20 protein-coding genes are annotated in these 25,723 nt (G+C 74.2%); 16 read left to right on the top strand and 4 right to left on the bottom strand.

Going from position 1 to position 25,723, the window contains the following annotated elements:
* Positions 1–231: 231 nt before the first annotated feature.
* The 7 genes from OH807_RS27895 to OH807_RS27925 all read left to right on the top strand — a co-directional run bounded on the left by OH807_RS27895 (position 232) and on the right by OH807_RS27925 (position 10,901).
* Positions 232–2,364 (top strand): glycogen debranching N-terminal domain-containing protein, encoded by a 2,133-nt coding sequence (locus tag OH807_RS27895; protein ID WP_406211235.1) that lies wholly within the window; start codon positions 232–234, stop codon positions 2,362–2,364.
* Positions 2,365–2,566: 202 nt separating this feature from the next.
* Complete coding sequence (locus OH807_RS27900; protein ID WP_406203943.1) at positions 2,567–3,325, top strand: NUDIX domain-containing protein; 759 nt, start codon at positions 2,567–2,569, stop codon at positions 3,323–3,325.
* Between the two features lie 285 nt (positions 3,326–3,610).
* On the top strand, positions 3,611–5,374 hold the full coding sequence (locus OH807_RS27905; protein WP_406203946.1) for an ATP-binding cassette domain-containing protein: 1,764 nt from the start codon (positions 3,611–3,613) through the stop codon (positions 5,372–5,374).
* 3 nt (positions 5,375–5,377) lie between these two features.
* Positions 5,378–6,283, top strand: a complete 906-nt coding sequence (locus OH807_RS27910; RefSeq protein WP_406203949.1) for a hypothetical protein — start codon at positions 5,378–5,380, stop codon at positions 6,281–6,283.
* Positions 6,284–6,538: 255 nt separating this feature from the next.
* Positions 6,539–7,417 (top strand): FadR/GntR family transcriptional regulator, encoded by an 879-nt coding sequence (locus tag OH807_RS27915; protein WP_406203952.1) that lies wholly within the window; start codon positions 6,539–6,541, stop codon positions 7,415–7,417.
* Between the two features lie 643 nt (positions 7,418–8,060).
* Positions 8,061–9,698, top strand: coding sequence for an RNA polymerase sigma factor (locus tag OH807_RS27920; protein ID WP_406203955.1), 1,638 nt, complete (start codon positions 8,061–8,063; stop codon positions 9,696–9,698).
* Between the two features lie 405 nt (positions 9,699–10,103).
* On the top strand, positions 10,104–10,901 hold the full coding sequence (locus OH807_RS27925; protein WP_406211237.1) for a S1 family peptidase: 798 nt from the start codon (positions 10,104–10,106) through the stop codon (positions 10,899–10,901).
* 231 nt (positions 10,902–11,132) lie between these two features.
* Here the strand turns inward: OH807_RS27925 and OH807_RS27930 are convergent, their stop codons facing one another.
* Positions 11,133–11,363, bottom strand: coding sequence for a hypothetical protein (locus OH807_RS27930; RefSeq protein ID WP_406203958.1), 231 nt, complete (start codon positions 11,361–11,363; stop codon positions 11,133–11,135).
* Positions 11,364–11,900: 537 nt separating this feature from the next.
* On the opposite strand from OH807_RS27930, the gene OH807_RS27935 reads away from it, so the two are divergent.
* The 6 genes from OH807_RS27935 (at position 11,901) to OH807_RS27960 (ending at position 18,962) form a co-directional block, all read left to right on the top strand.
* Complete coding sequence (locus tag OH807_RS27935; RefSeq protein ID WP_406203961.1) at positions 11,901–14,012, top strand: type IIA DNA topoisomerase subunit B; 2,112 nt, start codon at positions 11,901–11,903, stop codon at positions 14,010–14,012.
* Between the two features lie 151 nt (positions 14,013–14,163).
* Positions 14,164–14,649 (top strand): DUF1453 domain-containing protein, encoded by a 486-nt coding sequence (locus OH807_RS27940; RefSeq protein ID WP_406203964.1) that lies wholly within the window; start codon positions 14,164–14,166, stop codon positions 14,647–14,649.
* A 30-nt stretch (positions 14,650–14,679) separates the two neighbouring features.
* Entirely contained in the window at positions 14,680–15,840 is a 1,161-nt protein-coding gene (locus tag OH807_RS27945; protein ID WP_406203967.1) for a sensor histidine kinase, read from the top strand.
* 71 nt (positions 15,841–15,911) lie between these two features.
* Positions 15,912–16,577: a response regulator gene (locus OH807_RS27950; protein ID WP_406211239.1), complete on the top strand. Its 666-nt coding sequence runs from the start codon at positions 15,912–15,914 to the stop codon at positions 16,575–16,577.
* A gap of 124 nt (positions 16,578–16,701) precedes the next feature.
* Positions 16,702–17,268, top strand: coding sequence for a DUF485 domain-containing protein (locus tag OH807_RS27955; RefSeq protein ID WP_406203969.1), 567 nt, complete (start codon positions 16,702–16,704; stop codon positions 17,266–17,268).
* A complete protein-coding gene (locus OH807_RS27960; protein WP_406203972.1) occupies positions 17,265–18,962 on the top strand; it encodes a cation acetate symporter in 1,698 nt (565 codons plus the stop codon). The genes OH807_RS27955 and OH807_RS27960 overlap by 4 nt, the downstream gene beginning before the upstream one ends.
* 126 nt (positions 18,963–19,088) lie before the next feature.
* Here OH807_RS27960 and OH807_RS27965 read toward each other — a convergent pair whose 3' ends face one another.
* Complete coding sequence (locus OH807_RS27965) at positions 19,089–19,778, bottom strand: response regulator (protein WP_406203975.1); 690 nt, start codon at positions 19,776–19,778, stop codon at positions 19,089–19,091.
* Positions 19,778–21,394: an ATP-binding protein gene (locus OH807_RS27970; RefSeq protein WP_406203976.1), complete on the bottom strand. Its 1,617-nt coding sequence runs from the start codon at positions 21,392–21,394 to the stop codon at positions 19,778–19,780. The genes OH807_RS27965 and OH807_RS27970 overlap by 1 nt, the downstream gene beginning before the upstream one ends.
* Before the next feature lie 365 nt (positions 21,395–21,759).
* Between OH807_RS27970 and OH807_RS27975 the strand changes: the two genes are divergently transcribed.
* From OH807_RS27975 to OH807_RS27985, 3 genes are read left to right on the top strand one after another with little or no spacing between them, the layout of a single operon-like run.
* Positions 21,760–22,593: an ABC transporter ATP-binding protein gene (locus tag OH807_RS27975; RefSeq protein ID WP_406203979.1), complete on the top strand. Its 834-nt coding sequence runs from the start codon at positions 21,760–21,762 to the stop codon at positions 22,591–22,593.
* A complete protein-coding gene (locus OH807_RS27980; protein WP_406203981.1) occupies positions 22,583–23,500 on the top strand; it encodes an ABC transporter permease in 918 nt (305 codons plus the stop codon). The genes OH807_RS27975 and OH807_RS27980 overlap by 11 nt, the downstream gene beginning before the upstream one ends.
* Positions 23,501–23,539: 39 nt before the next feature.
* Positions 23,540–24,616 carry an ABC transporter substrate-binding protein gene (locus OH807_RS27985; RefSeq protein WP_406203984.1) on the top strand — a complete coding sequence of 359 codons (1,077 nt, stop codon included), beginning with the start codon at positions 23,540–23,542 and terminating at the stop codon, positions 24,614–24,616.
* 168 nt (positions 24,617–24,784) lie between these two features.
* On the opposite strand, the gene OH807_RS27990 is transcribed toward OH807_RS27985, so the two are convergent.
* Positions 24,785–25,687 (bottom strand): sucrase ferredoxin, encoded by a 903-nt coding sequence (locus OH807_RS27990; RefSeq protein ID WP_406203987.1) that lies wholly within the window; start codon positions 25,685–25,687, stop codon positions 24,785–24,787.
* Between the last annotated feature and the right edge of the window lie 36 nt (positions 25,688–25,723).

Consider the following 25,723-nt stretch of genomic DNA (forward strand, 5'->3'; position numbering starts at 1 on the left):
GGTGACGGCCCCGGCGGCCCGAGGATATGTCCGGGGCGAGGCAGGACCGGTACCGGAGTGGTACCGGGCGCCGCATGGCACGACCCGGCACCGGGTACGGCCAGACACGGCACAGAGGCCGACGGGAGCCCCCGCCGGCCAGGCACCATCAGCACGCGATCGAGCATGCTCGCGGCCCACCGGCCTGACCGGCCACCGGACCGCCGAGGGGAGGAGAGTCCGGTGACCGCCATGAGGCCACCACAGGCCATGCCGGCCGAGAGCGTGGTCGGCGCGCCGAGGCCGGCCGGCCGGCCCGACCACGGCCCCGGCGGTGCACCCGCCGGGGCGGCCCGGCCGGTGGCGCCGGCCCGGCCGCAGCCCGCCGCGGTCCACCACGCGGTGCTCTGCGTCAACGCCCCCGCCATGGCCGCCTCCGGCCCCGACGGGCAGCTCCGCGGCCACGGCCTCCACGGCTTCTACCGCTCCGGCGTCCGGGTGCTGGCCCGGATGGAGTTGCGGCTCGGCGGGATGGAACCGCTGCCGCTCCAGGGCACCCTGACCACGGCGGCGCAGGCCCGGTTCCTCGGCGCCGTGCGTATCCCCGGTGACCCCGACCCCGACCCCGCGCTCACGGTCGAGCGGCTGCGGCACGCCGACGGCGTCGAGACGGTCACCGTCCGCAACACCGGCAGCAGGCCCGCCCGGCTGCCGCTGGAGATCGCCCTCGGCACGGACCTCGGCCCGGTCGGCGAGATCGCCGCCGGACACCGGCCGCCCGACCTGCCCGGTCAGGTGCAGTCCGCCGGGCTGCGCTGGGCCGGCCCCACCCACAGTGCGGTGGTCAGCGCCAAGCCGTCGCCGCACGCCGTCCTGGCCGGTGCCGGCGTGCTGCGCTGGGACTTGGAGGTGCAGCCCGGGGCCCGCTGGTCGGTCGAGCTGCGGACGGAGCTGGAGAGCACCGTCCCCGGGCCCAGACCCCCGGGCGGGCGCGGCACCGGCGTCCCGCTGCCCTGGTCGGAGCCGGAGGTCCGCAGCGACGACCCAAGAGTCGGGCTGCTGGTGCCGCGCTCACTGAACGCCCTCGGCGGCCTGCTGTTCGCCGACCCGGACCGCCCCACCGACCTCTACCCGGCCTCCGGCGCGCCCTGGCGCTTCGGCCTCGCCCCGGCCGACGCGCTCTGGGCGGCCCGGCTGACCCTCCCGCTCGGCACCCGGCTCGCCGCCGGCACCCTCCGGGCGCTGGCCCGCCGTCAGCAGGCCGGCCCCGCCGCGGGCCGGCCCGATCAGCCCGGACGCCGCCCGGACGGGCTGCTGCCCGGTGCACTGCGGCACGGCGGACCGGAGCTCCCGCCCACCTGCACCGCCACCGAGGCCACCCTGCTGTTCGTCACCGTGCTGGCCGAGGCCTGGCGCTGGGGCCTGCCCCGGCAGGAGGTCGCCGAGCTGCTCCCGGCCGCCGAGCGTGCGCTCGGAGCCCTCCGCGAGGGCCTGGTGGACGGCTTCGTCACCGACCTCGGCCGCCCGGTGGAGGAGCGCGCCGCCCACCCGGTGCCGGCCCGGGCCGAGGTCCAGGCCCAGGCACACCGGGCCGCCCTGCACGGCGCCGAACTGCTGGAGGCCTTCGGCCGGCCCGGCGCCGGAGAATGGCGCAGCTGGGCAGCCGCCCTGCGCGGCCGCTTCCGCGAGCAGTTCTGGATCGACGACCTCTCCGGCGGGCGCCCGGCAGCCGGTCTCGCCCCCGGCGGCCAGCCGCTCCCCGCCGTCGCCTCCTCCCTCGTCCACCTCCTGGACCTCGGGCTCTCCGCCGACGGCGGGCGGCACGAGAGCCTGCTGGACCGCGAGCAGACCAGGCTGCTCGCCCAGCGCCTGGCCGCACCCGAGCTGGACAGCGGCTGGGGGCTGCGCACCCTCAGTGCCAAGTCGTCGCGGTTCAACCCGCTGGGCCACCGCAGCGGAGCGGTGCGGGTGCACGAGACCGCACTCGCCGTCGCCGGGCTCGCCGAGGCCGGCCACGAGAACGAGGCCGGTGCCCTGCTGGAGGGCCTGCTCGGGGCGGCGGCCCACTTCGACGGCCGGCTCCCCGAGATGTACGCGGGGGAGCAGCGCACGCTCGGCTGCCCGCCCGTGCCGCACCCGGCCGCCTGCCACCCGGCGGCGGTCTCGGCGGCCGGTGCGGTGCACGCCGTGTTCGCGCTCGCCGGAGTCCGCCCGGACGTCCCGGGCGGCCGGGTGATGGTCCGCCCGGCCAGCACCGCGCCGCTCGGCGAGCTGCAACTGACCGGCCTCCGGGTGGCCGGCGAGCCCTTCTCGGTCCGGGTGAGCCGGATCGGCGTGGCGATGGTCGAGGAGGCGTCCGCGGACCTTCAGCTCGTCGCCCGCTGACGCCGTCTCCGGGCCGGGTCCCGGAGCGTCGGCCCGTACGTCGCCGTGCGCTCCGGCTTACCGCCCTGGGGCACCGTCCCCAGGTCACGGTCCCGGGGCACTCCGGCCCGGGCAGGGGCACTCCGGGCCGGGCCGGGGCGGCGGCGCACGGTCCGTGCACGGGCCTGTGCTTATCGTCAGAGAGACGACTATGATCGTCGCCATGTCGCGTTATGACCCGTCGGCCTTCCCCCCGTTCGCTGTCACGGTTGACCTGGTGGTGCTGACGGTGCGCGACCACGCGCTGTGCGCCCTGCTGGTCAGACGGGGCGAGCCGCCCTTCCAGGGCTACTGGGCCCTGCCCGGCGGCTTCGTCCGCCCTGACGAGGGCCTGGCCGAGGCGGCCTCCCGGGAGCTGGCGGAGGAGACCGGCCTGCGCGCCTACTCCGCCCCCGGACACGACGCGGCCGGCCCCGGTACGGCCGGTGCCCACCTGGAGCAGCTCGCGACCTACGGCCACCCCCAGCGCGACCCCCGGATGAGGGTGGTCAGCGTCGCCTACCTCGTCCTCGCGCCGGACCTGCCGACCCCGCGCGCCGGCGGCGACGCCAGCAGCGCCCGCTGGGCCCCGGTCACCGAACTGCTCGGGAAGACCCCGGCCGACGAGGTCCCGCTCGCCTTCGACCACGGGCTGATCCTCGCCGAGGGGGTCGAGCGCGCCCGCTCGAAGATCGAGTACTCCTCGCTGGCCACCGCCTTCTGCCCGCCCGAGTTCACCGTCGGTGAGCTGCGCCGGGTCTACGAGGCCGTCTGGGGCGTGGTGCTCGACCCGCGGAACTTCCACCGCAAGGTCACCGGCACCCCCGGCTTCCTGCTGCCCTCCGGCGGCACCACGACCCGTCAGGGTGGCCGCCCGGCCCAGCTCTTCACCGCCGGCGGGGCCACCGTGCTCAACCCGCCCATGCTCCGCCCGGAGTCCTGAGCACCCCGCGCCCCCGACCCGGCTCCCCGACCCGGCCCGGCCGTCCTGCGGCCGTGGCGGGGCGGCCCGCCCCGCCCTGCCGAGGCGCCGTCCGCCGTCACCGCGGACCGTCGCAGGATCGGATTTTCCCCTGATCGGGTGAGGTGTGTGGGCGGCGTCCCCGTGCCGCTCCCGTAATGCCCGGAATCGCCGCGGCCGACCCCTAATGTGCTGGCGCGGGGCCGTGCGGGCACGGCCCCGCACCGCGCAGACGCAGGTCGGCCGAGGGCATGGGAGCAGCCAGCGATGATCCAGATCACCGGACTGACCAAGGTCTACCGCCGGGGTGAGCCACCGGCGGTGCTCGATCTGACCTTCGACGCCCGGCCGGGGGCGGTGACGGCGCTGCTCGGCCCCGAGGGCGCGGGCAAGTCCACCGCGCTGCGGCTCATGCTCGAACTCGAACGGGGCCACGGCGTCACGCTCTTCGGCGGCCGCACCTACCGCCGCCTGCGGCGCCCCGAGCGGGAGGTCGGTGTCCTGCTGATGTCCGGTCCCGGCGGGACCGACGGCGCGGTCGCGGGGCACCCGGGCCGGAGGGCACTGAGCCACCTCAGGATGCTGGCGGCGGCCGCCGGGGTCCCCGCCCGGAGGGCCGACGAACTGCTGGAGCAGACCCGGCTCGCCACCGTCGCCGGGCAGCGGCTGCGCAGTTTCTCACCCGGCATGCACCGCCGGCTGGCACTCGCCACCGCGCTGCTCGGGGATCCGGGCACGCTCGTCCTCGACGCGCCGACCGAGGGCCTGTCGCCACGCAACGTGGAGTGGTTCCACTCCTTCCTGCGCTCCTTCGCCGTCGCGGGCGGGACGGTCCTGGTGACCACCCGCACCCCGCAGGAGGCCGCCCGGCTCGCGGACCGGGTGGTCACGCTCGACCAGGGCCGGATGCTGGCCGACCAGCCCGTGACGGAGTTCTGCCGGACGAGGCTCAGCCCGGAGGTCGCCGTGCGCGGGCCGCAGATGGCCCGGCTGGCCGACCTGCTGGTCGGCCAGGGCGCGCAGGTGCGCCGCGACGGCGGGGCGGGTCTCGCGGTGGCGGGGATCGGCCGCACCGAGATCGGTGAACTCGCCTACCAGCACGGCATTCTGTTGCACGAACTCGCCGACCGGGTGGTGGAGCAGCCGGTTCCGCGGGCCACGCTGCCGGTGGCCTCGGGCCGTTCGGGCCAGGTCCGGCAGGCGGGGGCCGAGGCGTCGCCGGCAGGACGGGCGCCGGGCAGTCCGGCATCGGAAGGCCCGGCACCGGACCGTCCGGTCAGGGCCCGGGCGGTGAAGGCCCGGCAGGCGGCCGACGACTCGGCGGCGGGCGGGCCGACGACCCAGCTGATGCCAAGGGCGACCGCAGGCTCCGGGACCGGGCCGCAGCACGGAGCACAGCACGGAGGACAGTACGGGCCGCAGTACGGACCGGAGTCGGAGTCGGAGCCCGCCGGAGCCGCGGAGGCAGAGCTGCCCCGGTCTGCGGACCGGGCGCCGGCCACCGGGGCGTTGCCCGCCCTCGCGCTGCCCTCCACCCCGTCCGCCCCTTCGACCGGTGCCACCGCCGTCTCGGCAGCCACCGCACTGCCGGCCACCGCGCGGACACCCTGGTCCACCTCCCGGTCCACGCCCGGGCTCGCGCCCCGACAGCCGCGACCGGAGGCGTCGGCCCCGAAGGCCCCGGGCCACGAGCCCATCACCCAGGCGGCCGTCACCGCGGCGACCGGCACCCCCGCACCGGCGATCCCGGAGGAGCCGGACGCGCTCGATCTCGCGGAGACCTCCCCGACCGTCGCCGTGGACCGCCTCTTCCGGGACGGTCTCCGGGGGCTCGCCCGGTCGGTCGGCAGCGGCACGGGCACGTCCCGGGCCGGGCAGGAGGCCGCCGAGGGGGACTTGCTGACCGCCGACACCGTCCGGCTCGGCCGCCTGAACCAGGCCGACCCCGCCCCTGCCCACAGCCCCGCCCCCTCCCACAGCTCCGCCCCCGCCCCCACCCCCGTCCCGACCCCCGACCACCGGAGCGAGTGAACCGTGCGCGTCCTGGCCTATGAGCTGCGCCGGCTGCGCGGCCTCCGTTCCACCTGGCTGCTCCTCGTCGGCGTGCTGCTCTGCGACGCCGTGGTGGCCGCCGTGCTGGCCGCCCAGGCGCCGGCCGGCGTACTGTCCGGGCCGGCCGGAGTGCGGCTGCTGACGGCGACCGTCCCGCTGATCCCGCTGCCGTTCGCGGCGCTGGCCGCCGGGGTGCTCGGCGCCCTCTCGTACGGGCACGAGGTGCGGTACCCCGGTCTGCCGGCCTCGCAGGTGTCGTACCTGCGCCGGGTCCGGGCGTTGCTGGCCAAGCTGGCGGTGGTCGCTCCGGTGGCCGGGTTGCTGGCGCTGGCCACGCTGCTGGTGGACGCGGTGGCCGTGCACCTCGCGCTCCCGGCGGGGGTGACGGTGGCCGCCTGGTCGGAGCCGGCCGCGCTCTCGGACCGGGTCTCGCAGGCGCTCGCGTCGGCCGGCCTCACCGGGTTCGCGGACCTGCCGGGGGCGCTCGCCCCGGCGGCGCTCGGTGCCGGGCACGGGGTGCCGGTGGCGTTGCTGGCCTTCGTGCTGCTGACGGTCGTGGCGGCCTGGACGGGCGTGCTGACGGCCTCGCTGACCCGCAGTGCCGCCGCCGGTGTGCTGCTGCTCTGTGCGCTGCCGCCCCTGCTGGAGTCCGGGGTGGCGCTGTTCCTCCGGCAGACCGGGACGGCCTGGCCGTCGCGCGCGGCGGAGCTGCTGCCGTTCCAGTCCGGCATCGAGTGGGCGTACGGATGGGTGTACGGCGGGGACCGCCGGGTTGCGGCGGGCGGTTCGATGCTCACCGACCCCGTGCTGTTGGCCGCGGTGGCGGCGCCGGCCCTGGTGCTGCTGCTCGCCACGCTTCTGGTCCAGGCCCGTCGCCGCGAGCTCTGACGCTCCTGGCCCACCGGGCTCGGCGACCCCTGCCGGACCACCGCCGGACCCCTGCCGGATCACCTCCGGAGCAACCCGGGACCAACCCCCGTGCCTCCGGCCGTCACTGACGGTCTGCCAAGATCGACCAGCTGTGACCGTAATGCGCGGTTCTTCCTGATAAGAAGTCAATTATCCAGTCACGGTCGATCACCCTTTCGTGTGCTTTTCACGAGAATTCTCAAGCTGGGCCCGCCGATCGCCGACAAAGGAGCTGTGAGTACCCTTGCGCACCCCACCATGACCCCCGCCCGTTCCGCCGAAAGCGCCATCCCCGGCCACGGCGATCTGGACCGTTTCTCGTACGCCGACCGGCCGGTCCCGCCGGCGCCCCGCTGGGAGGGCGCCGAGTCGGATCTGGCCCGGGTCGGCCGCAAGACCACCAGCAGTCGCGGCCGAGGGCTGCACGGTCAGCTCGTGCAGCAGCTCGGCCAGATGATCGTCTCGGGTGATCTCGGCGCCGACCGCCCGCTCGTCCCCGAGGAGATCGGCCAGCGCTTCGAGGTCTCCCGGACGGTTGTCCGGGAGTCGCTGCGCGTGCTGGAGGCCAAGGGCCTGGTCAGCGCCCGCCCGAACGTCGGCACCCGGGTCCGCCCGGTCAGTGACTGGAACCTGCTCGACCCGGACATCATCGAGTGGCGCGCCTTCGGCCCGCAGCGCGACGAGCAGCGCCGGGAGCTGTTCGAGCTCCGCTGGGCGATCGAGCCGCTGGCGGTCCGCCTCGCGGCCGGCCACGGCCGCGAGGACGTCCAGCAGCGACTGGTCGAGCTGGTCGAGATCATGGGCCACGCCTCCGCCCAGGCCGACCTCTCCACCTACTCGCGCGCCGACACCGAGCTGCACGTCCTCATCCTGCAGATGGCCGGGAACCGGATGCTGGAGCACCTCTCCGGGATCGTCTCCTGCGCGCTCCAGGTCTCCGGCGGCCCGGCGATCTCCTGCGAGCGGCCCTCCGAGGCCTCGGTCAGCCTGCACGCCCGGCTGGTCGACGCGCTCGGCACCGGTGACGGCACCGCGGGCGAGGTCGCGATGCGGGCGCTGCTCACCGTCCACCCGGAGATCGAGCCGTCCGTCCCGGCCCCCCGGGAGCACTGAGCGGCCCACCTGTCGGCGACCGGGCGACCCCGCGAACCCAGGCCCTCCGGCTGCACCCCACGGCGCGGCCGGAGGGCCCTTGTACGCCCTCCTGTGGCGCCGGCCCGGCCAAGCAGCCCGCCCGCACGCCGCCCCGCCGCTCCCGGCCCTCCTCCGGCTCGTCCCGAGGCCGTCCCCGGCCCGACCTGACCGCCGTAGACCCGCCGCAGACCCGCCGCAGGCCCGCCCCCGAGCCACCGCAGGCCCACTCCCGCCCGGCCCCCGACCCGCCCCGACCTCCGACCCGCTCCCGCCCGCCCGGCCCGGCGCGAGGGCAGCGTCCTGCGCATGACAACCGACTTCGGCGCGAGTGCGCGATGATGGAAGCCGGCCCCGGGCCGCGGGCGCCGAGTGGTGTGACCCGCGACACGAAGGCCATGCGTAACACTTGACGAGTAGCAGCGATGTCTCCTGAGCGGAAGCAGCTCCGGAATACCCCAACATGTCAGAATGCTGTGTTGGTCTGCGGCGCTGCTGCCGTCCTGCAAACCCAGTCCTCAAACCCGAGTCGGTCGGAATCGACACCGCGCGCCCGACGCGCGATTTCCTTCCCCGCCCGCTCGGGCGGCCGGTACGGGTTCGAGTCCACTCATCGTCCGAGAGGTTGTTCGTGTCGGCCAGCACATCCCGTTCACTTCCCCCCGAGATCGCCGAGTCCGCGGCTCTGCTGGCGCTCATCGAGCGGGGCAAGGCCCAGGGGCAGATCGCCGGTGACGACGTACGCCAGGCGTTCGAGGCGGACCAGATCCCGGTCACCAAGTGGAAGAACGTCATGCGCAGCCTCAACCAGGTACTGATTGAGGAGGGGGTGGATCTCATGGTCAGCGCGGCCGAACCGGCCGGCGCCAAGCGCAAGAGCGTTGCTGCCAAGAGCCCCACCAAGCGCACCGCCACCAAGGCGGTCACCACCCGGACCCCGTCCGCCCCGACCAAGCCGCCCGTGCGGATCGCGCCCGGCGCCCCCGTCTCCGCCCCGGCGGTCGCGGCTGCTGCGGCCCAGGTCAACACCGTGTCCGCCGAGATCACCGTCGGGGAGACGACCACGGTCGTCACCGAGGTGAAGGCGGTCGCGGCGAAGAAGGCCGCCCCGGCCAAGAAGACCGCCGCCAAGAAGACCACCGCGCCGGCCAAGAAGACCGCCGCCAAGAAGACCACCGCCGCCAAGGGCAAGGGCGACGAGGAGCTCGGCGGCGAGGAAGAGGTCCTTGAGGACGTTGCGCTGCCCGGTGACAAGCCGGAGGGCGAGGCGGAGCCCGAGGAGGAGTCGCAGGGCTTTGTGCTCTCCGACGACGACGAGGACGACGCCCCGGCCCAGCAGGTCGCCGTCGCGGGTGCCACCGCCGACCCGGTCAAGGACTACCTGAAGCAGATCGGCAAGGTCCCGCTGCTCAACGCCGAGCAGGAGGTCGAGCTCGCCAAGCGCATCGAGGCCGGCCTGTTCGCCGAGGACAAGCTCTCGGCCGCCGACAAGCTCGCTCCCAAGCTCAAGCGCGAGCTGGAGATCATCGCCGAGGACGGCCGCCGGGCCAAGAACCACCTGCTGGAGGCCAACCTCCGCCTGGTGGTCTCGCTGGCCAAGCGCTACACCGGTCGCGGCATGCTCTTCCTGGACCTGATCCAGGAGGGCAACCTCGGTCTGATCCGTGCGGTCGAGAAGTTCGACTACACCAAGGGCTACAAGTTCTCGACCTATGCCACGTGGTGGATCCGCCAGGCGATCACCCGCGCGATGGCCGACCAGGCCCGCACCATCCGTATCCCGGTGCACATGGTCGAGGTCATCAACAAGCTGGCCCGCGTCCAGCGCCAGATGCTCCAGGACCTGGGCCGCGAGCCCACCCCGGAGGAGCTGGCCAAGGAACTCGACATGACCCCGGAGAAGGTCATCGAGGTCCAGAAGTACGGTCGCGAGCCCATCTCGCTGCACACCCCCCTGGGTGAGGACGGCGACAGCGAGTTCGGTGACCTGATCGAGGACTCCGAGGCGGTCGTGCCGGCCGACGCGGTCTCCTTCACCCTGCTCCAGGAGCAGCTGCACTCGGTGCTGGACACGCTGTCCGAGCGCGAGGCGGGCGTCGTGTCGATGCGCTTCGGCCTGACGGACGGTCAGCCGAAGACGCTGGACGAGATCGGCAAGGTGTACGGGGTCACCCGTGAGCGCATCCGCCAGATCGAGTCCAAGACCATGTCGAAGCTGCGCCACCCGTCCCGTTCCCAGGTGCTGCGCGACTACCTGGACTGATGATCGGCGCGAGCCGGTAGGGCGGTAGGCCCGGCCGGCCCGTGGAGAGGCCCGGAGCATGGTGCTCCGGGCCTCTTCCGCATGCCCGCAGCCCGCCCGCGGCCGCTCCGTCGCCTGCCGTCCCTTCGTGTCCCGGCCCCCACCCATGGGCCGGCGCCTCCGGGCAGGTCCGCCGCCGGGTCCGTCAGCGTCCGGGTGGCGGTTGTCGCCCGTCCGGGTGGCGTCCGGCCGGAAACGGTCGCCGGAAGTAGTCGGTCACCTACGCTGTGCCGGTTGCCTGCTGCCGAGCCAACTGGAGACACGGTGTTGCCCAACCCGGACCGCGCGGACCTGCCGCTCGCCCCGCCCCCGGCCCGGCCGGCCGCCCGGCAGGCGCGCCGCCGCCACCGGGCCGCGGCGCTGGCCCTGCTGGCGGCACTGCCCGCGCCGCTGGTGGTGCTCGGCCCCGGCGCGGCCCCGGCCCAGGCGCAGGGGCGGATCGTCGGCGGGGCGGCGGTGACCACCGGCGAGCACCCGTGGCTGGTCGCGCTCGCCAGCCGCCAGCAGTTCGGCAGCGGCCGCTCGGGCCAGTTCTGCGGTGGCGCACTCGTCACGCCGACCAAGGTGGTGACGGCGGCGCACTGCTTCTACGACGAGTCCAAGGGCCGCCGGGTCGACCGGCCGGGCCTGAAGGTGGTGGTCGGCCGGGACGACCTGCGTGGTTCGGCCGGTCACGAGGTGGCCGTCCAGTCCGTCTGGATCCACCCCGACTACGCCTTCGCCGCCAACATGAACGACGTGGCGGTGCTCACGCTGAGCGGGTCGGAGGGCGCCCGGCCGGTGATCGAGCTGGTCGGCCAGGGCGAGACGGAGCCGTACCTGGCGGGGACCGCGGCGCGGGTCTACGGCTGGGGGGACACCACCGGCAGGGGTGACTACTCACCCACCCTGCGTGGTGTCGACGTGTCGGTCGTCCCGGACCAGACCTGTGCGCAGGCGTACCCGGGCGGTCCGGACGGGCGCTTCGATGCCCGGGGCATGGTCTGCGCCGGTGAGGAGAAGGGCGGCAAGGATGCCTGCCAGGGGGACAGCGGTGGGCCGCTGGTCGTCGCCGGCCGGCTGGCCGGGCTGGTCTCCTGGGGGACGGGCTGCGCGGAGGCGGCGCACCCCGGCGTCTACACCCGGGTGGGCTCGGTCGCGGACGCGATCCGTTCCGCGCTGTAGTCGTCCGGTCACGTTCTGACGCCGTGTCGCGCCGCCGGGCCCGTCGCAGGGGGCGCGCACGGCGGCGCCGGCGCGGCTCCCGGCCGGCCGCCGCACTCGGCGGCGGGCGGGCCGGAAACAGCAGAGCCGGGCGACCGGCCCCCCGAAGGGGACCTGTCGCCCGGCCCACCGGTCGCGCGTCGTGCCCGACCGGACGCAGCCCGTTGCTGGTTGCTGTGGCGGCGCTCCGAGTCAGCGCTCGTCGGTGGTGGCCGTGGCCGCAGTGCCGTCGAGCCGGTTGCTCTCGTCCTGTATTTCGACGGCGATCTTCTTGAGCTCGGGCTCGAACTTCCGGCCGTGGTGGGCGCAGAAGAGCAGCTCTCCGCCGCTGGCGAGTACGACGCGCAGGTAGGCCTGGGCGCCGCAGCGGTCGCAGCGGTCAGCCGCGGTGAGCGGGCTCGCAGGGGTCAGAACAGTAGTCACGTCGCCTCTTCTCTAGCTCGACGAGCTGTCGTACCAGGGTCAACATCCAACCAGGCCGAAAACGTTCCCGCTCGTGGCTTTTCTTCTTTGAGGATTCTGCTGTGTTGATGAGGACGTGCCCCGGGGGCCGGTGGTTCATGCCTACCGAATCCCAGGATTCGCCTGTCGCTCGAACGCCCGATCGGGATGGGGTGCGAGGTCCGCGTAGCATAATCCTCCGTTGGGTTGGAGCATAAGCCCCGTCCCGGGCCCCGGTAGCCTGCATAACGGCAGTTCCGGAGCCTGTACCCGGCCCCACGATCCGCCAGGACCGCTGGTACCGGGAGGAGATGGCCCCCCGGCGTCCGTTGCCCGGCGCGGTGCTTGTTCGCGCAGCGCGTACAAGCTGCGCGGGACCGGCCCGCCGTGCTGCGTACGCAGCGGAGGGGTGTGTACACGCAGGGGAACAGCTGTCGGTGCGGTGTGCTGCACTGGCGGACGATCCGGCTGCGGCCGGTGTGACCGACGAGACAGAACTTGATCTGAGGAGTGTGCCGCGTGAGTGCCGAAACGACCGTGCCGTCCGCACTGCTGGCCGGCGACGACGGTTCCAACTACACCGCTCGGCACCTGCTCGTCCTGGAGGGTCTGGAGGCGGTCCGCAAGCGGCCCGGCATGTACATCGGCTCGACCGACAGCCGTGGCCTGATGCACTGCCTCTGGGAGATCATCGACAACTCCGTCGACGAGGCGCTCGGCGGCTACTGCGACAGGATCGACGTCGTCCTGCACGACGACTCCTCCGTGGAGGTGCGCGACAACGGCCGGGGCATCCCGGTCGACGTCGAGCCCAAGACCGGGCTGTCCGGGGTCGAGGTCGTGATGACCAAGCTGCACGCCGGCGGCAAGTTCGGCGGTGGCTCCTACGCGGCCTCCGGCGGCCTGCACGGCGTCGGCGCCTCCGTGGTGAACGCGCTCTCCGCGCGGCTGGACGTCGAGGTGGACCGCAGCGGCCACACCCACGCGATCAGCTTCCGCCGCGGCACTCCCGGCATCTTCACCGAGACGAGCCCGGACGCGCCCTTCGAGCCGGCCAACGGCCTGACCAGGGGCCGCAAGGTCCCGAAGGCCCGCACCGGTACCCGGATCCGCTACTGGGCCGACCGGCAGATCTTCCTCAAGGACGCCAAGCTCTCGCTGGAGCACCTGCACAACCGGGCCCGGCAGACCGCCTTCCTCGTCCCCGGCCTCACCATCGTGGTCCGTGACGAGCGGCTGACCGAGAGCGACAAGGTCGAGGAGTCGACCTTCCGCTACGACGGCGGCATCGCCGAGTTCTGCGAGTTCCTGGCGCCCGACAAGCCGGTCTGCGACGTGCTGCGGCTGCGCGGCGAGGGCACCTTCAAGGAGACCGTGCCCGTCCTGGACGAACTCGGTCACATGACGCCCACCGAGGTCACCCGGGAGCTCGGGGTGGACATCGCGCTGCGCTGGGGCGCCGGCTACGACACCACGCTGCGCTCCTTCGTCAACATCATCGCCACGCCCAAGGGCGGCACCCACATCACCGGCTTCGAGCGCTCGCTCGCCAAGACGGTCAACGAAGCGCTCCGCGCCGGCAAGCTGCTGCGCGTCGCCGAGGACGACGTCACCAAGGACGACGCCACCGAGGGCCTGACCGCCATCGTCACCGTCCGGCTGGCCGAGCCGCAGTTCGAGGGCCAGACCAAGGAGGTGCTGGGCACCTCGGCGGCCAACCGGATCGTCGCCGCCGTCGTCGCCAAGGAGCTCAAGGCCTTCCTGACCTCCGCCAAGAAGGACGAGAAGGTCCAGGCCCGGGCCCTGCTGGAGAAGATCGTCGCGGCCGCCCGCACCCGGGTCGCGGCCCGCCAGCACAAGGAGGCCCAGCGCCGGAAGACCGCGCTGGAGACCAGCTCGCTGCCGGCCAAGCTGGCCGACTGCCGCAGCGACGACGTCGACCGCAGCGAACTCTTCATCGTCGAGGGGGACTCCGCGCTCGGCACGGCCAAGCTGGCGCGCAACTCGGAGTTCCAGGCCCTGCTGCCGATCCGCGGCAAGATCCTGAACGTGCAGAAGGCGTCCGTGAGCGACATGCTCAAGAACACCGAGTGCGCCGCGATCATCCAGGTGATAGGGGCCGGTTCGGGCCGCACCTTCGACATCGACCAGGCCCGCTACGGCCGCGTCATCTTCATGGCCGACGCCGACGTCGACGGTTCGCACATCCGCTGCCTGCTGCTGACGCTCTTCCAGCGCTACATGCGCCCGATGGTCGAGCAGGGGCGGGTCTTCGCCGCCGTGCCGCCGCTGCACCGGATCGAGCTCACCAACCCCAAGCGCGGCCAGGAGAAGTTCCACTACACCTACTCCGACACCGAACTGCGCTCCACCCTGCTGGAGTTCCAGCGCAAGGGCCTGCGCTGGAAGGACCCGATCCAGCGCTACAAGGGCCTCGGCGAGATGGACGCCGACCAGCTGGCCGAGACCACCATGGACCCGCGCCACCGCACGCTGCGCCGGATCAACCTGGGCGACCTCGAACAGGCCGAGAAGATCTTCGACCTGCTGATGGGCAACGACGTCGCCCCGCGCAAGGAGTTCATCGTGGACTCGGCGGCCACCCTGGACCGCTCGCGCATCGACGCCTGACGCCCCCCCGCGCGACGAGGGCCCTCCACCCACGGGTGGAGGGCCCTTCGCCGTGGGGTCCACCCGCCGGTCCACCCGGGCTCCGATCACCCGCAGGCGCCGGATCCGTAGCGTCGGAGAGGTCAGCAGCAGCCTCGGGACGGAGAGTCCGATGAGCACCTTTCTCAACGTCGCCGTGGTCATCGCGGTGATGGCCCTGGTCGTCGGGCGCCAGATGCGCCCCCGGCGCCTGGACACCGACCGCCGGTTCTGGGTGCTGCCGCTGGTCCTCGGCGCGCTCGCGCTGCGCGACCCGCAGCTGATCGACCGCGGGCACACCGCGGAGTCCGCCGTCCTGCTCGGCTGCGGACTGGTCGCGGTGCTCGCGATGGGCTCCGTCTGGGGCTGGACCGTCCGGCTCTGGCGGGCCGCGGACGGCGCGCTCTGGGCCCGGGGCACCAGGGCCACGGTGGCCGCCTGGGCCGGGATGATCGTCATCCGGCTGAGCATCTACGGGACCGGCTCGGCGCTGCACGTCCACCAGCCGGGGAGCGTGCTGCTGCTCGGCCTGGCGGTGCTGCTGCTGGTCCGCTCACTCGTGGTGAACTGGAGGGCCCGGACGCTGGACGCCCCGGAGCAGGCCGCAGGGCTGCGCTGACCCACCGCCGTGAGCTTCGAGGAGGCACCCGTGGCCGGGTGGTACTGGACCCGTTGGCCCTCCCGCGAGGGGCTGGAGCGCGATGCCGACAGCCGGCCGCGGCGGATCCTCACCGCGCTCGGCCGGTCCATTCTGCTGGTCACCGTCTGCTGGGGGACGTTCTCCGACAACAGGTACACCGGCTGGGCGGTGGTGGCCGCGGTGGCCGGGCTGGTCGCCGCCGTCGCCCTGGCCGCCGGGTACCTGCACGCCAGCCGGGAGCAGCACCTGGCGGCGGCGCTCTGCCTGGCCGCCGGGGTGCTCGGTGCGGCCTGGCTGGCCAACGGGGGGCACGCCTTCCTGCTCGCCGACGTGCTCTGGTACGGGCTGGCCGTGACCGCCCTGGTCAGGCTGCCGCCCGCACCCGCACTGCTCACCGCGCTGGCCGCCCTCGGCTCGTACACCGCGGCCAGCTGGGCGAGCTGGCTGAGCATCATCGCCACCGCCGGCGGGCTCGTCCTGCTCGGCTACCTGCTGCGGCTGGACATCGAGGCGCGCGGCACCGCCCGGCGGCTGCTCGTCCAGGAGCGCGCCGCCCGGGCCGCCGAGGCGGAGAGCGCGGCGCTCGCCGAACGGGCCAGGATCGCCCGGGAGATCCACGACGTGCTGGCGCACAGCCTCTCCGCCCAGCTGGTCCACCTGGAGGCCGCCCGGCTGATGCTCGACGCCGGAACCGACCGGCAGCAGGTCCGGGAACGGGTCGTGGCCGCCCGGCGGATGGCGCAGGACGGTCTGGCCGGGACCAGGCAGGCGCTCTCCGCGCTGCGCGGCGAGTTCACCCCGGTCGGGGAGTTCCTGGTGGAGCTGGCGGGCCGTGAGCGGGCCGGGCTCTCCGTCACGGGCACCCCGCGCCCGCTGGCCGCCGAGGCGGGGCTCGCCGTCCGGCGCACGGCGCAGGAGGCGCTGACGAACGTCCGCAAGCACGCCCCCGGCGCACGCTGCTCCGTCGAACTGCGCTACCTGGCCGAGGACGTGGAGCTGGAGGTGCGCAACACCCGCCCGGTCCGCCGCGAACCCGCGGTGGACCTCGCCGCCAGCGGCAGCGGGTACGGTCTGCTGGGGATGCGCGAACGCGCGGAACTGCTCGGCGGCACCCTGCTGGCGGGCCCGGAGGACGGAGGGTGGCGCGTGCTGCTTCGGGTGCCGGCGTGAACGGGCGGATCACCGGCGTGACCAGGGTGCTGGTCGCCGACGACCAGACGGTGGTGCGCGAGGGCATCGTGATGCTGCTCGGGCTGCTGCCGGGCATCGAGGTGGTCGGCGCGGCCGCCGACGGCGAGGAGGCCGTCGCCCTGGTGGAACGGCACCGCCCGGACGTGGTGCTGATGGACCTGCGGATGCCACGGGTGGACGGCGTCGAGGCGACCCGCCGGATCCGGGCCGCCCACCCGGAGACCGAGGTGGTGGTGCTCACCACGTACGCCGACGACGACTCGCTCTTCCCCGCCCTGCAGGCCGGGGCGCGCGGCTACCTCACCAAGGACGCGGGCGGCGAGGAGATCGCCCGGGCCGTCGCGGACGTCCGCTCGGGCGCCGCCGGGCTCTCGCCCCAGGTGCAGCTGCGGCTGCTGGAGCGGCTGGCGGGGCAGGCGCCGGTGCGGCCCGCCGCCTCCGGCCCGGCGGCCGGTCCGTCGTCCGCCGCCCCCGCCGCCGGCCCCCCGGGTTCGGCCGCAGACGCGCTGCCGGACGGACTGACCGCCCGTGAGGCCGAGGTGCTGGCACTGATCGCCGAGGGCCTCTCCAACACCGAGATCGCCCGCCGGCTCTTCGTCAGCCCGGCCACGGTGAAGACGCACATCAACAACCTGTTCGCCAAGACCGCCGTCCGGGACCGCGCGCAGGCGGTCGCCTACGCGTTCCGACACGGAATCACCGGTACGCAGCAGTAGTCGCATGAGTGTCTGTCGGATCATCGATCACCTCATCGAGTGAACGTATCTGCAAAGGGAGTTGGCGGGGTTTTCCGGCCTCCATCATGGTTCGGTCAGCACACCCCTCGGTCCAGGAGCAGTAGTGCCACAGCCGCAGACGAGCAGCCCCGGCCAGGGGCAGCGATTCGACTGGTGGGCCGCTCCCGCCGCCGCCTCCCAGCCCGGCCGGCCGGCACCGCCGCCGCCACCGGTGCACACCCCGGCGGCCCGGTCGGCGCACGCGGACGCCGTGCCCCCGCAGCCGGTGGCGCCCGCCCCGGCGGCCGCCGCGGCGCCGGTCGCGCCCGTACTGCCGGTGACCGTCCTGCCGGACGCCGCCCCCGCGGTCGTCGACAGCAGCACCGAGGTGTACCGCGCCGTCCAGGCCAGCGAGGCGTTCCAGGCGATCAAGCTCGGCTACCGGGCCTTCGTCTTCCCCGTCAGCGGTGCCTTCCTCGGCTGGTACCTGCTCTACGTCGCCGCCCAGGCCGCGGCGCCCGGCGTGATGCGCAGCCAGGTCGCCGGCCCGGTCAACGTGGCCTGGCTGCTCGGCCTGCTGCAGTTCGCCTCGACCTTCCTGCTCACCTGGCTCTACGCCCGCAACGCCCGCACCAAGCGGGACCGGGCCGCCCTGGAGCTCCGCTGGGACACCCAGGACGCGTTGCGATGAGGACCGCCACCCCGCCCCCCGTCGCCCCCACCGGCGACCACCACGACCTCGCCATCGTGCTGTTCGCCGTCATCGTCCTGGTCACCCTGGGCATCACCCTCTGGGTGGGTCGCCGGGGCAGCGCCGCCGAGGACTTCTACGCCGGCGGCCGCGACTTCACGCCGCTGCAGAACGGCTTCGCGCTCTCCGGCGACTACCTCTCCGCCGCCTCGTTCCTGGGCGTCGCCGGGCTCATCGCGCTGTACGGCTACGACGGCGTGCTCTACAGCATCGGCTTCCTGGTGGCCTGGCTGGTCGTGCTGATGCTCGTCGCCGAACTGGTCCGCAACGCCGGCCGGTACACCCTCGCCGACGTCCTGGCGCTGCGGCTGCGCCGCCGCAAGGTCCGGGCGGCGGCCGGCGGCGCCAGCATCGTCGTCACGCTGTTCTACCTCGTCGCCCAGATGGTCGGCGCGGGCAGCCTGGTCGCCCTGCTGCTCGGCACCAACAGCTCCGAGGCCCGCACCTGGACCATCGTCGCGGTCGGCGGCCTGATGATCATCTACGTCACGATCGGCGGGATGCGCGCCACCACCTGGATCCAGATCGTCAAGGCCGTCCTGCTGGTGGCCGGCTCGGTACTGCTCACCGTGCTGCTGATGATCCGCTTCCACGGGGACGTCGCCGAGCTGATGCGGCAGGCCGCCCAGCACAGCGGCGCCGGACAGCGGTACCTGGAACCGGGGCTCAAGTACGGCCACAGCTTCACCAGCCGGCTCGACTTCTTCAGCCTCGGCCTGGCCCTCGTCCTCGGCACCGCCGGCCTGCCGCACATCCTGTCCCGCTTCTACACGGTGCCCACCGCCCGGGCCGCCCGGCGCTCCACGATGTGGGCGATCGGGCTGGTCGGCGGCTTCTACCTGATGGCGATCGCGCTCGGCCTGGGCGCCACCGCCCTGGTCGGCTCGGCCGAGGTCCGGCACGCCAACCCGGCGGGGAACACCGCCGTCCCGCTGCTGGCCCTGGTGCTCGGCGGCGGGAACGGCAGCACCGGCGGCGTGGTGCTGTTCGCCCTGATCTCCGCCATCGCCTTCGCCACCATCCTCGCCGTCGTCGCCGGGCTGACGCTGGCCTCCTCGGCCGCCTTCGCCCACGACATCTGGGCCGGTGCCTGGCGTGGCCGGCCGCGCCGCCGCCCCCGCGGCCGGCGGGCCGCCGTCCCGGCCTCCCGGCGGGCACGCGGCGGCGGCGCGAGCGGCCAGGCCGCCGAGCGGGAGGAGGTCGGGGTCGCCCGGATCGCGGCGGTGGGGATCGGGGCGGTCGCGATCGCGCTCAGCCTCTTCGCCCAGCAGATGAACGTCGCCTTCCTGGTCGGCCTCGCCTTCGCCGTCGCTGCCTCGGCCAACCTGCCGGTGCTGCTGTACAGCCTGTTCTGGCGGCGCTTCACCCCGCGCGGCGCGGTCTGGTCGGTCTACGGTGGGCTGCTCCCGGCCGTCCTGCTGGTGGCCTTCTCCCCGGTCGTCTCCGGCGGCAAGGCGGCGCTCTTCCCCGGGGTGGACTTCCACTGGTTCCCGCTGGAGAACCCCGGCATCGTCTCCATCCCGCTCGGCTTCCTGGCCGGCTGGATCGGCACGGTCACCTCCTCCGAGCCGGCCGACGCGGACCGCTACGCCGAGCTGGAGGTGCGCTCCCTCACCGGAGCCGGCGCGGCCTGAGCGGCCTGAGCGGCCAGAGCGGCCCCGCACCCGAACCCCGGCCGGTCCGGTACCCGCCGGGGTTCGGCGCATCCGGGTTCGGCACGTAGGGGACGGGCACGCCGGGGACCGGCGCGTCCGGGGCGGTCAGGCCCGCGCGGCCAGCCCGTAGCGGTGCTCGGGCCGGCCGGTGTCGCCGTACCGCAGGGTGAGCCGCAGCCGGCTGTCACGCTCCAGCTGCTTGAGGTAGCGCTGCGCGGTGGAGCGGCTCAGCCCCGTGCCGTCCGCGACCTCCTGGGCCGACAGCGGCCGGCCGGCCCGCCGCAGCACCCCGAGGACCAGATCGGTGGTGGGCGCCGAGTGGCCCTTCGGCAGCGCGGCAGCCGGGGCCGCGGTGCTGCGCAGGGTGGCGAACAGCCGGTCCACCTCGTCCTGCCCGGCCTCGCGGGCGGCCGGACCGGCCAGCGCGTGCCGCAGCTGTGCGTAGGCGACCAGCTTCTCCCGCAGCCCGGCGAACGTGAACGGCTTGACCAGGTACTGCAGGGCGCCGTGCTGCATCGCCGCGTGCACGGTGGAGACGTCCCGGGCCGCCGTCACCATCATCACGTCGCAGGCCACCTGCCGGTCACGCAGCCGGCGGACCAGCGCGAGGCCGGTCTCGTCCGGCAGGTGGTGGTCGAGCAGCAGCAGGTCCACCGGGCGGCGCTCCAGCGCGGCCAGGGCCTCACCGGCCGAGTGCGCGGTGCCGGTGACCCGGAAACCCGGCACCTTGGCCACGTACGCGGCGTGCACGTCGGCCACCCGGAAGTCGTCGTCCACCACGAGTACGTCGATCATCACGCCTCCACGAGCGGTGCGGCCGTGCGGCCGTCGGTGACCCCCGGATGCAGTGCCTCGGGCAGCCCGACGGTGAACCGGGCGCCGCCGAGCGGGCCGTCGTCGAGCACGATCCGGCCGCCGGTCCGTTCGACCAGCCGCCGCACCATCGCCAGCCCCAGCCCGCGCGGCCGGTGCGCGGGCGCGTCCTTGCTGCTCCACCCCTCCTCGAAGACCAGCTCGCGCAGGCCCTCCGGCACGCCCGGGCCGCTGTCCGCGACCTCGACCAGCAGGGTGGAGCCGGCCGCGGCCAGCGTCACCTCCACCCGCCCGCCGCCCGGCGCGAGGGCGTCCACGGCGTTGTCGACCAGGTTGCCGAGCACCGTGACCAGGGTCCGCGGGTCCACCACCGCGTCCGGCAGGTGCGCGGCCGGGGCCACCACCAGCCGGACGCCGCGCTCGCCCGCCACCGCGGTCTTGCCCGCGAGCAGCGCGGCGACGTGCGGATCCTGCACCTGCTCGGCGATCCGCGCCGCGACCGCCGCGTGCGAACCCGACTGCTCGGAGATGAACGCCACCGCCTGCTCGTGCCGGCCGAGCTCCAGCAGCCCCAGCAGGGTGTGCATCCGATTGGCGTGCTCGTGGTCCTGGGCCCGCAGCGCCTCGGTGAGGCTGCGGGTGGTGTCGAGCTCGCGGACCAGCGACTCCAGCTCGGTCCGGTCGCGCAGGGTCACCACCGCGCCGCCCTCGGCGGTGGCCATCCGGTTGACCACCAGCACCCGGTCGTCCCGGACGGCCGGCAGGTCGGTGCCGGTGATCCGCCCGGCCAGCACGTCGGCCAGCCGGCCCGGTGGCAGCACGGCGTCGATCGGCCGGCCGGTGCAGCCGTCGGGCAGGCCGAGCAGCCGGACCGCCTCGTCGTTGGCGAGCCGGATCCGGCCGCGCTCGTCCAGCGCCACCATGCCCTCGCGGATGCCGTGCAGCATCGCCTCGCGCTCCACCAGCAGCGCCGAGATGTCCGCCAGCGCGATGTTGTGGGTGCGCCGCTTCAGCCGCCGGGCCAGGACCAGGGTGGCGACGGTGCCGGCGGCCAGGCCCGCGCCCGCGCAGAGCAGGATCCCGGTGAGCATCTTCAGCAGCCGCCGGCGGATCGAGTCGTCGCTGATGCCGACCGACACCTCGCCGACGATCCGCCCGTCCGCGAGCCGCAACGGCACCTTGCCGCGCGCGGTGCGGCCCAGGGTGCCCTCCTGGATGGCGGTGACGCTCCGGCCGCCGAGCGCCGGCTCGGGGTCGGTCGAGACCCGCTGGCCGATCCGGCCCGGGTCGGTGTGCGAGAGCCGGATCCCGTCCAGGTCGGTGACCACCACGAAGCTGGCGCCGGTCGCCAGCCGGATCTGCTCGGCGTTGCGCTGCGCCGTCACGGAGTCGCGGGCCTCGGCGGCCCGGGCGATCGCCTCGTCCGCGGCGGTGGCCCGGGCGATCGACAGCGCGCGCTGCATCGCGTCGTGGTCCAGCTCGGAGCTGACCGGCGCCAGGAACAGGCCGGCGGTCACCACGGTGACGCCGACGGTGACCACGGTCTGGCTCAGCAGCAGCTGGGCGAAGACCCGGCGGGGGCGACGCGGGTGCTTCATCCGGGCCTCCTCTCGGCAGTGGCCGGCGGGCCGGCGGGCCGGCGGGCCGGCGGGCCGGTCTCCGGGCGGACAGGGTGGGTGGTCGGCACACCCTATGTTTCCGAGGTGTTTCTGTCAGCCGTGTCCCCCGCTGTTGTAGCGGAAGCAAAAGGAGCAGAACAGCCCTCAACGCGGAGAACCCGCACTACGCCGAGAAGGCTCCCGCCGGGGCCCGGCCCGCTCCTAGCCTCCCGGAGCAAGCACAGACCGGGAGGACCCATGAGCGAGCGATGCGAGCGATCCGAGCGATCGGCCGAGCGATGCGAGCGATCGACGAGGAGGAGCGCGTGCAGCCGAGCACGCGCCGGGCGCAGCGAGGTGCGCGCATGAGCGCCGCCCCGGTGCCGGGCCCGCCGGCCGTCCCGGCGATCGAGCTGGCCGGAGCGACCAAGCGGTTCCGCACCCCGTCCGGCGCCCTGCACACCGCCGTCCGCGACCTCGACCTGACCGTGGCGCAGGGCGAGTTCGTCGCCGTCGTCGGCCCCACCGGCTGCGGCAAGTCCACCACCCTGACGCTGGTCAGCGGCCTGGAGGAGCCCACCGAGGGCGACGTCCGGGTGTACGGCGAGCCGGTCACCGGGATCGACCCGAAGGTCGGCTTCGTCTTCCAGCAGGACGCCGTCTTCCCCTGGCGGACCGTCCTGTCCAACGTCACGGCCGGTCCGCGGTTCCGCGGCGTCCCGGCCGCCGAGGCGCGGGAACGGGCCCGGGACTGGCTGGCCCGGGTCGGCCTCGGAGCCTTCGAGGACCGCTACCCGCACCAGCTCTCCGGCGGCATGCGCAAGCGCGTCGCGCTCGCCCAGACCTTCGTCAACGACCCGAAGATCCTGCTGATGGACGAGCCGTTCTCGGCGCTGGACGTGCAGACCCGGGCCCTGATGTCCGACCAGCTGCTGGAGCTCTGGGCCGGCACGGGCTCCTCCGTCGTCTTCGTCACCCACGACCTGGACGAGGCGATCGCGCTCGCCGACCGGGTCGTGGTGATGACGGCCGGCCCGGCCACCGTCAAGCAGGTCTTCACCGTCGACCTGCCCCGCCCGCGCACCGTCGAGGCCGTCCGCCTGGAGCCGCGGTTCGTCGAGCTGTACCGCGAGATCTGGGCCTCGCTCGGCGAAGAGGTGCGCATCACCCGCGAGAGAGGAGCGGGTCGTGCCGCTTGAGACCGCTGACACCGCCGGCACTGCTGACACCGCCGGCACCGCCGGCACCGCACCGGCCGTCGCCGGGACGCCCGTCGTGCCCGCCGCCACCAGGACCGAGGCCCGCGAACGGGCCGCCCGCCACCGCAGACTGCGGGTCCACGGGGCCCGGGTCGCGGTGCTCGTCGCCTTCCTCGGGCTCTGGGAGCTGTGCGCCCGCACCGAGGTCGTCGACCCGTTCAACTTCTCCCAGCCGTCGAGGATCTGGGCGCAGATCTGGCAGTGGATCACCCACGGCACCGCCCAGGGCTCCTTGGGGGAGCAGATCGGCTACACCCTCTACGAGGCCCTCACCGGCTGGGTGATCGGCGTCACCGGCGGTGTGCTGCTGGGCATCGCGCTCGGCCGGATCCGCTTCCTCGCCGACGTGTTCGGGCCCTACATCAAGGTGCTGAACGCCATCCCGCGGATCGTGCTCGCCCCGATCTTCCTGATCTGGTTCGGCCTCGGCCCGGCCTCCAAGGTCGCCTCCGCCGTCGTACTGGTCTTCTTCCCGGTCTTCTTCAACGCCTTCCAGGGCGCCCGCGAGGTGGACCGCAACCTCGTCGCCAATGCCCGCATCCTGGGCGCGAACAACCGCAAGGTCACTCTCCAGGTGGTCATTCCCGCCGCCACCACCTGGATCTTCACCAGCCTGCACGTCAGCTTCGGCTTCGCGCTGATCGGCGCCATCGTCGGCGAGTACATCGGTGCCACCAAGGGCCTCGGCCTGCTCGTCGCCGCCGCCCAGGGCACCTTCAACGCCGCCGGCGTGTACGCCGCCATGACCATCCTCGCCGTCGTCGCGCTCTGCACCGAGGGGCTGCTGACCTTCGCCGAGAAGAAGCTGTTCCGCTGGAAGCCCGCCGACTCCGGCGACGGCCGCTGACCCCCACCCCGTTCCGCAGCAGAGAGGCACCCCCCACCCATGCGCCCGAACCCGAGCGGCAGAGCCGCTGCCGCCGCCCTCGCCGCCGTCCTGCTCCTCCCGCTCACCGCCTGCGCCAACGACGCCGCCTCCACCTCCCACAACGGCGCCGCCCCCGCCGGGCAGAAGGTCGACGGACCGAAGGTCAAGATCATGGTCGGCGGCCTGGACAAGGTCATCTACCTGCCTGCCATGCTCACCCAGCGCCTCGGCTTCTTCGCCGACGCCGGCGTCAACGTCGAGCTGATGAGCGAGCCGGCCGGCGTCAACGCCACCACCGCGCTGCTCGCCGGCGACGTCCAGGGAGCGGTCGGCTTCTACGACCACACCATCGACCTCCAGGCCAAGGGCAAGAACGTCCAGTCGGTGGTGCAGTTCTCGCAGGCCCCCGGCGAGGTCGAGATCGTCTCCGCCAAGCAGGCCGACGCCATCACCTCCGGCGCCGACTTCAAGGGGAAGAAGCTCGGTGTCACCAGCCTCGGCTCCTCCACCGACTTCCTCACCAAGTACCTCGCCGTCAAGAACGGCACCCCGGTGGACCAGTTCAGCCCGATCGCCGTCGGCGCCGGCCAGACCTTCATCGCCGCCCTCCAGCAGGGCTCCATCGACGCCGGCATGACGACCGATCCGACCGTCGCGAACATCCTCGACAAGGGCCTCGGCAAGATCCTCTACGACCTGCGCACCCCGCAGGGGTCGCGCGACGCACTCGGCGGGCTCTACCCCTCGTCCTCGCTCTACATGAACACCGACTGGGTGGCGAAGAACAAGGACACCACCCAGAAGCTCGCCAACGCCTTCGTGAAGACCCTCGGGTGGATGGCCGCCCACACCCCCGCCGAGATCGCCGCGAAGATGCCCGCCGACTACGCCCAGGGCGGCGCCGACCAGTACGCGGCCGCGATCGGGGCGACCCTGCCGATGTTCACCACCGACGGCGTGATGCCGGCCGACGGCCCGAAGACCGTCCTCGCCGTGCTCGCCGCCTTCCACCCCGACGTCAAGGGCAAGGAGGCCACCATCGACCTCGCCCGCACCTACACCACCGAGTTCGTCGCCAAGGCCGCCACCGGCTGAGCCGACGCCCGACGTGACGGCCCCGCGCACCTCCGTGGACAGCGGCGCGGGGCCGCCCACGCGCACCGGTCCCGCGCCCACCCCCACGGGCGCGGGGCCGCCCGCGCGCGTCCGCGGCCCGCGCGCCGTCGGGACCGCCGCGCCCCCGAAGCCGGTGCGCCCGGACCGCTACAGCCCGCGCACCGAGAGCACGTCCATCCGCGACGGCATCCCCGCCGCCTTGCCACAACTCTCCGGCCGCGCCGGTTCGCTCGCCCCCTCGATCACGTCCACCTCCCAGGCCCGGCCGTCCTCGTGCAGCACCGTCACCAGCCAGCGGCCCTCGCCGTCCGGCCGCTGCGCCAGCGTCAGCGCGTCGACCCTGGTCTCCCCGGTGGCCTCCCGCACCGCGTGCTCGGCCGCCTGTCCCGGGCGCTCCCAGCCCGAACACCCCCGCGCCCGCGCCGGCACCATGTGCCCGGCCGCCGTCGCCGCCAGCACCTCCTTGGCGCTCTCCGCCGTCAGCCGCCCGTACGCGTAGCCGTACGGCAGCACCAGCATGGTGGGGGAGAAGCGGTGCCCGCCCAGATGCGTCACCTCCCACACCTCGCTGTGCCCGGCCGCGGCCAGCTCCGCCGCCAACGGGCGGCCCAGCAGCGCGCAGCAGCGGTCCCGCCGCCCGTTCGTGCAGACCAGCGCCACCGGCCCGCCGACGTGCTCCGCCCCGAACCCGCCGTGGTCACCGACGCCCAGCGCCGCGAAGTCCAGCCCCAGCAGCTCCGCCGGACCGGCCACCGACGCCCGCCGCACCCAGCCCCGCCCCGGCACCGTGTGCGCCACGATCACCTCGTGCCCCGCCGCCGGCAGGCAGTCCGCATGCCGCCCCGGCCGCCGGATCAGCGCCACCCGCACACCCGTCCCCGCCGCGGCCGCCTCCAGCGCCCGCCCCACCGCCGCGTCCAGATGGCTCTCGCCGAGCGCCTTCGCCCCCCACGGCCCGTTCTGCTCGACCAGCAGCCAGCTGGTCGCCGTCGCCGCGGTGGCGACCAGCGGCTCCGACAGTTCACTCGACAACGACGCACAGGTGCTCACGCGGGCCAGGCTACCCTCACCAAAAACGCCCGGGGC

Origin of the sequence: Kitasatospora sp. NBC_01560 (genome assembly GCF_045208415.1) — a bacterium.
Taxonomy (GTDB): Bacteria; Actinomycetota; Actinomycetes; order Streptomycetales; family Streptomycetaceae; genus Kitasatospora.